The organism is Glutamicibacter sp. Je.9.36, assembly GCF_051129975.1.
Taxonomy (GTDB): Bacteria; Actinomycetota; Actinomycetes; order Actinomycetales; family Micrococcaceae; genus Glutamicibacter.
This window is the reverse complement of record NZ_JBCPSN010000003.1, coordinates 285,888-298,135: the sequence shown is the minus strand read 5'-3', so window position 1 is coordinate 298,135 and position 12,248 is coordinate 285,888. Positions and strand designations below refer to the sequence as shown.

At 57.3% G+C, this 12,248-nt stretch carries 18 protein-coding genes; 11 read left to right on the top strand and 7 right to left on the bottom strand.

Going from position 1 to position 12,248, the window contains the following annotated elements:
- Nucleotides 1-10: 10 nt before the first annotated feature.
- Together AAZQ98_RS09750 and AAZQ98_RS09745 are read right to left on the bottom strand one after the other, a co-directional pair.
- Nucleotides 11-664 carry an HAD family hydrolase gene (locus AAZQ98_RS09750; RefSeq protein WP_434691782.1) on the bottom strand — a complete coding sequence of 218 codons (654 nt, stop codon included), beginning with the start codon at nucleotides 662-664 and terminating at the stop codon, nucleotides 11-13.
- Between the two features lie 55 nt (nucleotides 665-719).
- Entirely contained in the window at nucleotides 720-1,166 is a 447-nt protein-coding gene (locus AAZQ98_RS09745; RefSeq protein WP_332503593.1) for a MarR family winged helix-turn-helix transcriptional regulator, read from the bottom strand.
- A gap of 114 nt (nucleotides 1,167-1,280) precedes the next feature.
- Here AAZQ98_RS09745 and AAZQ98_RS09740 point away from each other — a divergent pair, with 114 nt between their 5' ends.
- The 3 genes from AAZQ98_RS09740 (at nucleotide 1,281) to AAZQ98_RS09730 (ending at nucleotide 3,597) form a co-directional block, all read left to right on the top strand.
- The gene (locus AAZQ98_RS09740; protein WP_434691780.1) at nucleotides 1,281-2,462 is read left to right on the top strand and encodes an MFS transporter; all 1,182 of its coding nucleotides are present in this window, start codon (nucleotides 1,281-1,283) and stop codon (nucleotides 2,460-2,462) included.
- A 44-nt stretch (nucleotides 2,463-2,506) separates the two neighbouring features.
- Entirely contained in the window at nucleotides 2,507-3,337 is an 831-nt protein-coding gene (locus AAZQ98_RS09735) for an aldo/keto reductase (protein ID WP_434691777.1), read from the top strand.
- A 110-nt stretch (nucleotides 3,338-3,447) separates the two neighbouring features.
- Nucleotides 3,448-3,597: a hypothetical protein gene (locus AAZQ98_RS09730; RefSeq protein ID WP_434691774.1), complete on the top strand. Its 150-nt coding sequence runs from the start codon at nucleotides 3,448-3,450 to the stop codon at nucleotides 3,595-3,597.
- 134 nt (nucleotides 3,598-3,731) lie between these two features.
- On the opposite strand, the gene AAZQ98_RS09725 is transcribed toward AAZQ98_RS09730, so the two are convergent.
- Complete coding sequence (locus AAZQ98_RS09725) at nucleotides 3,732-4,034, bottom strand: hypothetical protein (protein WP_434691772.1); 303 nt, start codon at nucleotides 4,032-4,034, stop codon at nucleotides 3,732-3,734.
- Between the two features lie 153 nt (nucleotides 4,035-4,187).
- Between AAZQ98_RS09725 and AAZQ98_RS09720 the strand changes: the two genes are divergently transcribed.
- From AAZQ98_RS09720 to AAZQ98_RS09710, 3 genes are all read left to right on the top strand, one after another.
- The gene (locus AAZQ98_RS09720) at nucleotides 4,188-4,565 is read left to right on the top strand and encodes a PadR family transcriptional regulator (protein ID WP_434691770.1); all 378 of its coding nucleotides are present in this window, start codon (nucleotides 4,188-4,190) and stop codon (nucleotides 4,563-4,565) included.
- Complete coding sequence (locus AAZQ98_RS09715; RefSeq protein WP_434691769.1) at nucleotides 4,562-4,816, top strand: hypothetical protein; 255 nt, start codon at nucleotides 4,562-4,564, stop codon at nucleotides 4,814-4,816. The genes AAZQ98_RS09720 and AAZQ98_RS09715 overlap by 4 nt, the downstream gene beginning before the upstream one ends.
- A 90-nt stretch (nucleotides 4,817-4,906) precedes the next feature.
- Nucleotides 4,907-5,143: a hypothetical protein gene (locus tag AAZQ98_RS09710; protein WP_434691768.1), complete on the top strand. Its 237-nt coding sequence runs from the start codon at nucleotides 4,907-4,909 to the stop codon at nucleotides 5,141-5,143.
- Nucleotides 5,144-5,457: 314 nt separating this feature from the next.
- On the opposite strand, the gene AAZQ98_RS09705 is transcribed toward AAZQ98_RS09710, so the two are convergent.
- Nucleotides 5,458-5,919 carry a hypothetical protein gene (locus AAZQ98_RS09705; protein WP_434691765.1) on the bottom strand — a complete coding sequence of 154 codons (462 nt, stop codon included), beginning with the start codon at nucleotides 5,917-5,919 and terminating at the stop codon, nucleotides 5,458-5,460.
- 954 nt (nucleotides 5,920-6,873) lie between these two features.
- On the opposite strand from AAZQ98_RS09705, the gene AAZQ98_RS09700 reads away from it, so the two are divergent.
- On the top strand, nucleotides 6,874-7,191 hold the full coding sequence (locus tag AAZQ98_RS09700) for a hypothetical protein (protein WP_434691762.1): 318 nt from the start codon (nucleotides 6,874-6,876) through the stop codon (nucleotides 7,189-7,191).
- Between the two features lie 215 nt (nucleotides 7,192-7,406).
- Nucleotides 7,407-7,751, top strand: a complete 345-nt coding sequence (locus AAZQ98_RS09695) for a hypothetical protein (protein ID WP_434691761.1) — start codon at nucleotides 7,407-7,409, stop codon at nucleotides 7,749-7,751.
- A 68-nt stretch (nucleotides 7,752-7,819) separates the two neighbouring features.
- Here AAZQ98_RS09695 and AAZQ98_RS09690 read toward each other — a convergent pair whose 3' ends face one another.
- From AAZQ98_RS09690 to AAZQ98_RS09680, 3 genes are all read right to left on the bottom strand, one after another.
- Complete coding sequence (locus AAZQ98_RS09690; protein ID WP_434691760.1) at nucleotides 7,820-8,032, bottom strand: hypothetical protein; 213 nt, start codon at nucleotides 8,030-8,032, stop codon at nucleotides 7,820-7,822.
- Between the two features lie 131 nt (nucleotides 8,033-8,163).
- Entirely contained in the window at nucleotides 8,164-9,102 is a 939-nt protein-coding gene (locus tag AAZQ98_RS09685; protein ID WP_434691757.1) for a ketopantoate reductase family protein, read from the bottom strand.
- A 249-nt stretch (nucleotides 9,103-9,351) separates the two neighbouring features.
- Entirely contained in the window at nucleotides 9,352-9,837 is a 486-nt protein-coding gene (locus AAZQ98_RS09680; protein ID WP_434691754.1) for a GNAT family N-acetyltransferase, read from the bottom strand.
- Between the two features lie 373 nt (nucleotides 9,838-10,210).
- On the opposite strand from AAZQ98_RS09680, the gene AAZQ98_RS09675 reads away from it, so the two are divergent.
- The 3 genes from AAZQ98_RS09675 (at nucleotide 10,211) to AAZQ98_RS09665 (ending at nucleotide 11,844) form a co-directional block, all read left to right on the top strand.
- Nucleotides 10,211-10,624 carry a hypothetical protein gene (locus AAZQ98_RS09675; RefSeq protein WP_434691752.1) on the top strand — a complete coding sequence of 138 codons (414 nt, stop codon included), beginning with the start codon at nucleotides 10,211-10,213 and terminating at the stop codon, nucleotides 10,622-10,624.
- Between the two features lie 179 nt (nucleotides 10,625-10,803).
- Entirely contained in the window at nucleotides 10,804-11,280 is a 477-nt protein-coding gene (locus AAZQ98_RS09670) for a hypothetical protein (protein WP_434691749.1), read from the top strand.
- Between the two features lie 291 nt (nucleotides 11,281-11,571).
- Complete coding sequence (locus AAZQ98_RS09665; RefSeq protein WP_434691746.1) at nucleotides 11,572-11,844, top strand: DNA gyrase subunit A; 273 nt, start codon at nucleotides 11,572-11,574, stop codon at nucleotides 11,842-11,844.
- The last annotated feature ends 404 nt before the right edge of the window (nucleotides 11,845-12,248 follow it).

Below are 12,248 nucleotides of genomic sequence, written 5' to 3'. Positions count from 1 at the left end.
CAGCCGTCAATTATGCTCCGGAAGCCATGCCGGGCAGTGCGTCCATGCTGCTGAACACATGGGTTGCTCCGGCCGCGCGCAGCAGCTCGGGCGAAGTGCTCGTGGGTCCGCCGTTGCAGTAGCCGTACACCGTCGCGCCGGCCGCGATCCCGGCGGCCACCCCGGTGGCCGTGTCCTCGATAACCAGTGCGCCAGCTGGGTCAATGCCCAGTGACGCGGCTGCGGCCAGGTAGACATCCGGTGCCGGTTTGCTGCGCGGGCATTCCATGCCGCTGAAGACCCAGTCTCCGAAGTATTCGCTGAACCCGGCCAGGGCCAGCTGCATTTCGACCTTGGCCCGGTCTGCGCCAGTGGCGCAGGCAATGTTCTGGCCGTAGACCGAGGAAATCTGCTTGACTGCTTCCAGCGCTCCGGGGATCGGCTGCAGCTCCGAGCGCAGCGCTTCGTCGCGGCGTGCGCGGAACTGGCTAATCCACTGGTCGTCGATGCGGAATCCGGTCTGGTCGAGAATGGGTTGCCACTGGTCTTTCAACGCCTTGCCGATGAAGATCTCGATGCATTGCTCGGGGCTGATCTCCCAGCCCAGCTCGATGAGCATCTGGCGGAGCACGGAATTGGTGATGGACTCGGAATCCACCAGGACGCCATCGCAATCGAAAAGCACGGCGGAAAATTTCGGATGCAGCAAGGACGGTCCCTTCCAAGGATTCAGCAATTGGCTACGCGGCAGAGAACTCGTGGAGAATGCGGGCCAGCGGCGCCAGCTCGGGCTGCTCTTCTGCCTGCTTCAACACGCGTTCCAGCGTGGCATCGTGAATGGGCTTGGCCTTCTGGTACAGCTCGTGGCCAGTGGCAGTGAGCTCGGTGTAAATGCCGCGGCGGTCATCGGCGCACAGCACCCGCGAGAGCAGATTGCGGTCTTCGAGCCTGGTAACCAGTCGCGTCGTTGCGCTGGGGCTCAGGGCCGTGGCGCGGGCCAGCTGCGCCATGCGCATATGCCAGCCGTCCTGACGATTCAGGGCATCCAGAAGTGTGTACTCGACCACAGAGAGCCCCACCTGCGCTGTCAGGTCCTTTTCAAGTGCAGTATCGATTAATCCGTGCAAAGACGCCAAAGTGCGCCATCCGCGGGCACGGATTTCGACAGCATCATCTGCGATTCCCATGGGTTCCTCCAAAAGTACTTGCTTGCGCTGGTTAGTTGCGTGTGCAACGATAGTGTTCATCGCGCAATAACAAGCGTGTGCAACTAATTTATCCAGTCTATCAGGAGTAACGCTATGCCGCTCGGTCTTATTGCGTTGGCCATCGGTGCCTTCGGCATCGGGCTTACCGAATTTGTCATCATGGGCTTGTTGCCGGATGTGGCGGCCGACTTCGGCGTCAGCGAGGCCGCAGCTGGCTGGCTCATTTCCGGATACGCATTGAGCGTCGTGGTCGGCGCGCTCGGCCTGACTGCCGCTACCGTCCGCTGGCCGCGCAAGCCGGTGCTTGTCGGGTTGCTGGTACTTTTCATCATCGGCAACTCGCTTACCGCGATGGCCGCAACGTACGAAGTGGCCATGATCGGCCGCGTCATCGCCGCCCTGTGCCACGGTGCCTTCTTCGGTATCGGCGCGGTCGTGGCAGCTGACCTGGTCCCGGCCAACAAGAAGGCTGGCGCCATTGCCATCATGTTCACCGGGCTGACCGCCGCCAACGTGCTGGGTGTTCCCTTCGGTACCCTGCTGGGGCAGCATTCCGGCTGGCGCTCGACTTTCTGGGCCATCTCCGGCATTGGCATTATCGCCCTGATCGGCATCCTCGTGCTGGTGCCAGCCATCAAGCACGCAGCCGAAGGCATCTCGCTGCGCAAAGAACTCGGGGCCTTCACTTCGCTGCAGGTCTGCCTGTCCCTAGGCGTCACGGTCCTTGGCTACGGTGGCATGTTCGGCGCCTTCACCTACATCGCCTACACCCTGACCGAGGTTACCGGATTCAACGAGACCAGCGTTCCGTGGCTGCTGATGCTCTTCGGCGTGGGCCTGTTTGCAGGCAACTGGATCGGTGGCCGCATGGCTGATAGGAGCATCGACCGCACTCTGCTCATCTTCATCTCGGCACTGCTGGTGGTCCTTGTCCTCTTCGGATTCTTCGCAAGCAACCAGATCGCCACCGTTATCGCTTTGCTGCTGATGGGCGGCTTCGGGTTCGGAACCGTTCCCGGTCTGCAAAGCCGCATCATGCAGTACGCCGGCAATGCACCGACCCTGGCATCCGGCGCCAACATCGGTGCGTTCAATGTCGGCAATGCGCTGGGCGCATGGGCTGGCGGCCTGGGCATTGCGGCAGGCTTGGGCTACACCTCGCCGATCTTGATCGGCGCACTGATCACCCTCGTCGCACTGGTCGTTATTCTCCTGGCCATGGGCTTGGCCAAGAAGTCTTCGGCAGCATCACCCCAGCTGGTTACAGCTGGCTAATCCACAGTTTTGTTCAGTCCCCAACCAATTTCTAGGAGTTAGACATGACTACCCCCATTCCAACCATCACGCTGAACAATGGCGTTGAAATGCCTCAGGTAGGTTTTGGAGTCTTCCAGGTTCCCAACGAAGAGACCACTGCTGCAGTGGGTTCAGCGCTCAAGGCCGGCTACCGCAGCATCGATACCGCCGCCATCTACGGCAATGAGGAAGGCGTGGGCGCAGCACTGGCCCTGTCCGGCATTGCCCGAGAAGACCTGTTCATCACCTCCAAGATCTGGATTGCGGACATGGGTTACGAGCAGGCGCTGGAAGCCTTTGATGCAAGTCTTGAGCGCTTGGGCCTGGAGTACCTGGACCTGTACTTGATTCACTGGCCAGCCCCGGAAAAGAATCTCTACGTTGAGACGTGGAAGGCGCTGGAGAAGCTGTATGCAGAGAAGAAGATCCGCGCCATCGGGGTCTCCAACTTCCAGCCCGAGCAACTGGAGCAGCTGGTCGCCGAAGGAACCATCGTTCCGGCCGTGAACCAGGTGGAACTCCACCCAGCTTTGCAGAACCGCGAAGTCGTTGCAGCTAACGCGCAGCACGGTATCGTCACCGAAGCATGGAGCCCGCTGGCTCAGGGTGCAATGCTCACCGATGAAACCATCGTGGGCATCGCTCAGGCACATGAGGTGTCCGCGGCTCAGGTCATCCTGCGCTGGCATCTGCAGCAGGGCCGGGTGATCATCCCGAAGTCTGTGACTGATTCACGCATCATCGCCAACTTGGACTTGTTCGGCTTCGAACTGACCAGCGACGAACTGGCAAGCATTGATGCCCTTGATCGCGATGGACGCACCGGCCCAAACCCGGACACCTTCAACGGCTAACTCGATGACAGTAACCAAGATGCTGCCTGTGCCCTCAACCGGCCACGGGCAGCATCTCTGGCTTGTATGGTCCTGGGCGTTGCGAGCGTCGCGTTCTAGGCAACATTGCCATGCAGATCGGATTGACCGCCTATTCGGGATGGGCACGAGCGACCGGGTGTGCCAGAACCTGGTTCGCCAAGTCTCCCCAGTCGATGGCCACCATCGAACGCATTGGCGGTGACTACCTTATTGGCGTGGGAGCCTCGATCTCCATATAGGCAGACCATCGATAGAACCTGAATATTAAAGTTGTGGCCTAGACCCATGTGCCCGTTCTAGGCAACATCTTTAACGGTCATCTGGTGGGACTCTGAACGTGCCATGTCCTAGATGTCAGTCAGCCGTTGCGTGACTACGGCCTGAAATAGGGATCATTGGCAGAAGGCGATCCTGCCTCTGATGGTTCCCACCCATGGAGCCGAGTCATGCCGATTCCGCCTTCATAGGTGTATTCGACCCAGATCACGGTGTAGCGGCCGTGGCGGTTCGCTTCTGCCCATGCGAGGACGTCAACAATGCTTTCTGCGTCTTCAATGCGGTTCTCATAGCAGGCACGGTCTTCGTCCCAGAAATCCATCCGATACACGGGATTCGGGTTTTCCTGACTGACGTATCGAGGATCAACGAGAGTTGCCCTGATCTTTTCTGCACTCATGCTCACAATCTATCGCGCTCGAGGGTAATCAAGCAGGCGTTCTGGAGCTGTTCCACATGAGGAGCGAAAACCAGGACACTTCGTATGATTTACCCGTACCCAGCATCGTTCTATCTAATGGTCGCCAACTAATAGTTGTGGAATGATAGGTTCATGGAACAACCGAGCTCCCCGCATGACCCCCAGTTACTCAGAGGGGTGCTGCCGATGCTCATTCTGTCACTGCTTCACGATCAGGAGTCGTATGGGTACGAACTGGTTGAACGCTTGCGCTCACTAGGCCTATCTGGCCTGGCGACGGGTGCTGTGTACCCGGTTCTCAGCAGGTTCGAGCGTGATGGCTGGCTAAGTAGCTACATGCAGCCCTCTGCCACTGGGCCGGCCCGGAAGTACTACGCACTCACCCAAACCGGCGAACAGGCCCGACTCGATACTGCCCGAAGATGGCAAGAAGTCGTTGCCGTAGCCGAGCGGGGCCTTTCTCTCGCAAGTACTGAAACAAAGCACAAAGAAGAACGGAATGTTTCATGAGCATCAGGGAAAAGAATGCCAATGGCGTGGGTCAGCCAAACCCGGGTGCCGGGGCAGCTTTAGGAAAGCCACCGAAACTTCGTTGGCGGCATGCCCTGGCCAGGGACTGGTATCTGTTCAAGGTCGACCTGCATCTAGACGGAAGGGTTCCGACGCGTATTCGCAAGCGAATCCTCGCCGATCTCCGTAACAGTATCGACTCCGATGCCGGAAGTTCCAGCTTGAAGGAGGTCCTCGAAGGCTTGGGCTAACCGAGCGAGTTGGCAGCCAGTTACGCTGAAGGTGCAGACCAAACTCGACCGCTGTGGACAGCCGGGTTGGTGGCCGCTCTATGCATGCTCATGGTGTACTGGTTTTTCCTATTCACCTTCACCTTTGGAATGCTGGCCGTAGCTATGCAGGCTGGCGGAGAATTTCATTCGCATTTCCTCCCGGTCAAGGTCATGGCATTCTCCGGGGGCGACGGCGTGGGAATCGGATGGACCGGAGATGCTGCGGTTTGGTTCCCAGTGGCACTTGCAGCCATCGCCTTCATCCCGGCAAGTAGGGCCTGGCGCATGTTTGGCCACCACGGCTGATCCGAAGGACGTTCGCGGTTCGTTGCAGGGTGTTTCATATTCCGCGGGGGACCGCGTCGACTATCGGTGCTCCGTGTGCTTCGATTATGTGCCCGTATGCCCAACCACTTGCATCCACTTCTTATGCTAAAGTTCCCGTTCCGAAGTGGCACGCGGCCTCGATCTGCTTTGAATCAAGTACTGCTCCTGTTTGACTGTTGAGTATGCCCCTCGCGGGTTCATGTCCCGATCAACCAGCACCGGACGTAGAGCTGCATAAAGTCGTTCTATAGATTCGTCGTTAGCCGACGATTCACCATTCAGTTGGTCGCCGTCTAACCGGCCGTCTTCTTCAAAACTTCATCGTAGATTGCATCGTCAATCAGCTCATGACGCAGCGCGTCACCTACTTCTTCCCAAGTTCCGTCCAGGCTCTCTTCGTACTCGCCGTACTCGTTCGCCCAGGGGGTCGGCTTGTAAGGCCATGCAACCAACTGACGCACGACTTCGGCACGGTCAATGAATTCGGCCGCGTACCGCTGGCACACCTCATAGGGGCTTGCAGCGTTGAACTCTCCCACCACTTTCGGCACGGCTTGGGCGCGCTGCAACGCCTTCGCTACCGCTGGCTGAGACATGCCCAGCAGCGCTGCCATCTCGCGTTGAGTCATCCCACCAGCAGCGGCAGCCTTCAAAGCGCGCTTATAGTCCAGTGCATCAACCTCTACACGCTGCCGAGCTTTCAGCAGCTGTGCGCGCATTTCATCATGCTGCGGACGCTCCATTAGCTGGCTCATAACATCCTCCTAAACCTCGAAATAAACATTTCCACACTTCAAATATAACATTAGTTATCATGGGTGGATCATGGGTTCTCACTCGGTAGTGAACGGTAAATATTCGTTGCGTTGACTTCAAGAATCTTGCCGATATGTGCATAGCTCTTTACTTCCTCGCGTAGCTGCCGCGTCGTGGCGGTGCGGTCTTCATCCATGACGTGCGGCCGCCCACCGGCTTTCTCTGGGCGCGCGTGCGCTAAGTCTCGGTGGGTGTTCTCCCGGATCATAGAAACGCATAGCTACGCCATAACCGCCATGTTGCCCGCAGTGGCTTCACCCATCGGCGTAGATATGTCCGCGTCTAGGAATGGCTCGGTAAGACTTTTGATCCGCACGCCGCGCACCCCAGCACGCGGATAATCTCAATGGCCATTCGCTCTTCGTCTGCCACGCGATCCAAGGCGCGGATGACCAGCGTGTCCCTCGGCTTCAATTGCGCCTTGCGCGATCCACCGCGACTGCACAGCGTCCCGGCTCGATTCCGTACGGTCGATAAATATCTGTTCGGCCCCGGACGCGCGCAGCTCGGCCGTCTGCGACTCCGGGTTTTCCTCGCGCGTATCTAACGGCTGCCACATCAAAAACGGTACACAGCCTGGTTGTACAACGTTCTAGTATTGAAAGACGTTCGTGAATCGAGTAGGTGGGGGTGTCTCACCCTGTCAGTTTCCGAAGTCCTCAGGGTATCTGTCCAAAGTCCTCGGCACTGAACCGATCCGTCCGGAAGGGGAACCTTTACCGAGCTTGCATTCGTTGTTCAGCTTTCATGCGCAGATCGGGTAAGCGGGGCGGTAGGTTTGAAACATGACACCGATTCGCAGATCTATTTACGGACTTTCAGTGGGCGCTCTCGCGGCACTATTGACTGGATGCTCAATCGACTCACTGATCTGGGGAAGCGATGGAGCGCAGGTGATTCAAACGACCGAGAAGCTCGTGAGCGACTTAGCCTCGGGCGAAACGTCAGACATTGTCTGCATGGATTCGGTTGCGGATTTCGGGGCGCCCAGCGATTGGTCAGGGCTTTCCGCAGGCGAGCCGGAAGAGTTTTCCGCGGAGTATTGGGCCGACCAAGTGGCGCTCGACCCTCAGTGGAGTATCAATCTAGAAGGTCCTCCCGAGGGAGCAATGCCCGGCACACACTACCCGGGAGACGTCTTTTACCGTGATATCGACGATGGGCTATGTGTGATCGACGTTTCTTGGTCAACGCTCGTCGCCGTAAACTGACGAGCTAGGCGCATCAGTTGTAGCTCGTTCCGTAGGGGAACCTCTACTGCGCATGAATTCTTTGATTCCAAGGTTGGATTTCTTTGCGGTTGATATGTCGGTGGGCCTGTCGCCGTAAACATGCTTGATCACGGTGCGAAACTGATGCCGTTAACATTGATATCAAAACCATGCTTCATCGCGTTGTCGCCGAGGTGTTCGACCAGAATTACGCTGTGGAAGATGCGACCTCCAGTCGTGATCCGTCGCGACCCGCAGTGCGTGTTATCAGTCGTCTTGCCCCGAAACGCACGGCGATCATCCGCGCCTCCTACGTGTGGATAGACGCTTTCGTCCCCGAGCTGAACGTGCAGACCAGCGTCCTTGACGAAGGCGAGGTGGAGTCAGAGCAAGCAGATGAACTTCGACGGCTTTGTCTCGTCATGCATGCCTATCTTCGGGGCGAAGGACGTATCGTACAACGGCGGCGGTTGCTCGGCCGGGGAACGAGTCCGGTACTGAAAATCGAGCTGGATGGACACCAATGGATTCTTGGTCGGAACCACTGGTCCGTGCGTTAGAGGGGTAGCAGGTTTGGTGTCCCATAGGACGAACGTCCTACGGGGCGGTGATAATAATTCGCCCAGAATCAATCGATTCGTTTATGTGCCACGCAGATTCCTCGAACGCGAGAACGCAAATTTTCCAGAAATAGAGCTGCTGTTCCCATAACGAATAGCAGTACGTTGATGAGGGTATAGGCCAAACGATCGTCGCCGGTCACTGACCAGCTGCTGACGGTTCCAACAACTGCCAAGACGAGAAGAACCGTTCCAAGAGCCTTTAGCCTTCCAATTTTCATGGCCCCAGCCTAACGACCTCGGGACTCGTAACGAACGGCCAATATAAGTAGGACTCAATTGTCCGCAGGGAAAGCTCTATGGGATAGTGCTGGCGCAGCGACTGTGTCGATCGCAGTAGACGCGAGCCGCGCTAGGCCGTGGGGTGCAGGGCTGCTCCATCGAGCAGGTTCATAGCGCGGTAGATGGTGTGGTGAATGGGAACCGGGACTCCGTGATGCTGAGCCAGCCGGACGACCGTGCCGTTTTGCTCCTCGAGTTCCGAGGAACGTCCTGCGGCCAGATCGCGTTGCATGGAGGCGGTGCTATCCGGGCTGAAGGCGTCGAATTGTGCCATCATCCGGGCCACGTCCGATTCGCCCAGCCTCGCCCCGGCATGGCCGGCGAGGGCAGCAACCTCCCGCATGGCATCTTCGACCAGGGCGCGGGTTTGCGGGTTGGTGCGGGTACGGCCAACCGGTTCGCGGCATAGTGCGCCGACTCCGCCGTAGGAGGTGATGAGCATGAATTTTCGCCACATGTCGGTGATGATGTCGGCCGAAACCGTGGTTGCGACTCCTGCTGCGTCCAGGGCGTTGGCCAGTTGCGCGGCCCGGGTTGTGGTTGTTCCGTCGAGTTCGCCCAGGGTGATGGCTGGTTGCCCGCCGACGTGGTGGACGGTGCCGGGTTGCTGGAGGTAGGAAATGATCATGGCGACCCCGCCCAGGGCGTGGCCCGGACCGACGGCTTCGGTGATGCGTTCGGAGGCCGTGACGCCGTTTTGCAGCGGCAGGACCGCGGTGTTCGGCCCGATCAAGGCGTGTGCCCCGCTCATGGCTGCGGAGACCTGTCCGGCTTTGCAGGCCAGGATGACTGCGTCGCACGTACCGATGGATTCTGCCGTGGTGCTGACACTGGCCAGAGGGGTGGTGAAGCCGGGGCTCCCGTCCCCGGTGGTGACGGTGATCCCGTGTGCGGTGATGGGTGCGATGTGTCGTTCGGTGGCCAGCAGGTGTACTTCGGATCCGCTTTTGGCCAGTGCGGCGGCGAAGTATGCGCCGACGCCGCCGGCGCCGATGACTCCAATTTTCACGGTGAGGCTCCTACTATTCTCAGTTTGGGTGAGGTGGCCGGTTAATTGGTGCCGGTGGCACTGATCTTGATGATCGCACCAGGTGCCGTTTTGCAGTGCGGATGGTCATCTGTTTATTCCCGTATTTGACGATTCGACCACCAAAAACAGAAAAAAAGGAAGCAGCGGGTCATATTACGAAAATATGTCTCGATTTGCATCGAGCCATATGTTCACATGAGGAACCCTCTACGGGAACGTTGCAAGTCCTCAGGTGACTCGGCCAGCTGGTCGCCGAAGCCAGACTGTAGCCAGCCCCTCCGCCATTTTTTCTTCGAAATCGAATTTGAAGCCACGCCGTTCATAGAATGCCTGGGCCGGCGAGTTGCCTTTCACGAACTCGATCCTTAGATCGTGAGTGCTGCCGAAAGCATCAAGGGCGGTGTTCATCAGTTCGGTGCCGATTCCGTGGCCATGGGATTCCGGCAACACATAAATTTTCCATATGACAGGTTCGCCCTCAAACTGCCCGACCGTTAGAGTTCCAACGGCTTCGCCATTCTGCAGAGCAACGTACGTCGTATCATCGGTGATTGAAGCACTGACCGAGTCGTGTGACCACCATGTATTGAGATTATCCATGACGAAATCCGGACTCGTGAAACTAAGGTATGTTGCTGGCCATGTAAGGATCCCGATAGACCGGATAGCCTGAACATCATCAAGGGTGGCTTTGCGAATCGAAATTTTATTCATGCCACAAACCTATCGGAGCTTCGGATGTTGTTGGAGAATATCTTCAAAAATTAGTGCTTCTTTTTGTCCTCTCGGCCCTGCGGCATGCCGAGATCGCGCACTCTGAACCGCCCGTTGAGGAACCTCCACCGGGATGCACGGCAGAGAGCCTTGCTCAGCGGTACATCACGAATTTTCAATGCGCTGCTAGCCTTCGAAACATGGTCACATCTACCTGGCACGTCCCCGCACCAACGAGGGGAGACGCGACCTGGACTCGGCTAGCCGAACTTGTCGTAACGAACGACATCGTTTACACGGTGCACGATCATCTGGCCTGTCATGGATTGAGCCTCGTGCTCCCCTTGATTTCAGCGTTGATGAATTCTCAAAAATGACTGCCGTCTATGCCACCGAGGATCCCACGTGGGCTATCGCCTATGCCATCCGCTCTTCGGAATGCAGGCGTTTTTTGAACGCCTGCTTCTATCCGGGAACAACTGTGGGGACATGGTCTGAGCGGCGTATCTTTCTGTCCTTTGCCTTTACCGAGGATGGCCAGATGCCTACCACTGCCGGCGTGGTCTACGTTCTTCCGCGCAGTGGCTTTACCAGAATGCCCAGCTACACTGACCCTGTCCTGTGGCCGATTACCGAGTGCCAGCTGGTCAGCACGGAAATGGTTCCTGTCTTGGCTGAGATTGAAGTTGAGCCCGAGAATTTGCCGATCATCCCACTGCCTCACAACTTCGAAGCCGTTTCCCTGCGTGCCACCGAAAATCCCGAGGGGTTCCCGTGGCTCGACTGACGAACTCTCCTCGTTCTAAGTCTCCGTAGGCGGAACACTCTACGGGGCATCGGGTGTAATTGAAACGATGCTAGATCTGTTTCTGACTACTTGGGACTGGTGTGCGCCTGTCGATTCTCCTAGGGTTGGATGTGGAAGCTGTTCCAGCAACCACTGGTCGTATCGGATGAAGGACTCTTATGACTGCTCGAACCCGCAAGATCTCTCTGGCCGTACTTGCCGTGTTGACGCTCAGCGCGTGTTCCACTGGCGTTGGCGCGTCCGAAACGTCGTCGGCTGCCGGGGGAGCGATCGAGTTGTCGGTAGCTGAGGTATGCACCAAGAAGTCGGACCCGAAGTGCGTTTCGGTCAAGGGTGAGAACGTTGTATTCCCATCTGCATTCGAACCCGCCGGCGTTGAGGATGCCACTGCCGCCGATGGGCAGGGGTCGAATACTGTCGACGTGACGTTGACCAAAGAGGGTGCGACGGCCCTCCACGCACTTACGGAGAAGGCTGCTCGGGCCAATGACTCGGCGCGACTGATCCTGAAGATCGGTGGAGAAATACAAGCTGTCGTCACGGTCATGGAACCAATCGATGACGGCCGAGTGCAGATCGATTTCTCGCCAGATCTCAGCGCCCAAGAAGCCATAGACCTAATTCACGCGGGCTGAGAGGCGCCGGTGGCTGCCGACACCGGACCTTGATGTCGGTGGCTATGGAAGCGGTTGCCGATCCGTTTGGGGAACCCTCTGCAGGGCGACAAAGAGAGTCTCATGATCAGAAACTTCGCAAGCAATTGAAGCCGTGAAAAGTGTAGCGACACTTTCTAAGTGGAGCTTCGGCACTACCACTCCCTTGGCTCGATACTGTTTTTTGAGGATTCTTCCTCGCCTGGCGAGGCCAGATAGCCAATCTCGGCATCTGATCTACCCATCGATTGCGTGTCGTGAAAGAATCATCGAATGGATGAGGGAGACCTGCAGACGAAACAAAAATTGATGATCCTTGAAACCTTAGTTCAAGCGATAGATCGACGTGAAGAGGTTTTCACCGCAATAGGAGATTCAGAAAATATGGTGGAAGCAATGGCTAGGGTGGCTCAGCTGCTGGGAGTGGGAGAGGATTGCAGTCGAGCGGTCCTCGACATGCAAGCCAGAAAATTTACACGAGACCAGCGTAAGATTTTAGCGTCTCACGTTGAACAACTCAGATCGAAGTTGTCGCGAAGCCACTGACCCGGTCATTATCGTCGAATGACCTTACGGCTCGCCTGGGTTCCGTGCTACTTATTCATTCTGGTCTTCACTGTCAAAAAAGGGCGCGAGTGCATCTAAATCAGCTGCCGTAAGCTCGTCATGCCGACGAACGCGTGTGTCTTAATCCATGATTCATTCCTAGGTGCTCATGTGACTACCTGACTGGAAGCCCTTGCCCGCGCGTAAGCCCCACCCTCTGCGGACCGGTGCATTATGACGGAGTCAAAAGTAAGTGACACTGAAATCCGCTAACAAAACGACCGTATTTGGGAGATCAGAAACCGCCTAATTGAATCTCATATCTTCGTGTACAGGGGAGCTGAATACCTTGTATGACTAGGAGGACTGGTGGTACCCGCTACCCAAGTTCAGCAACCCGAAAA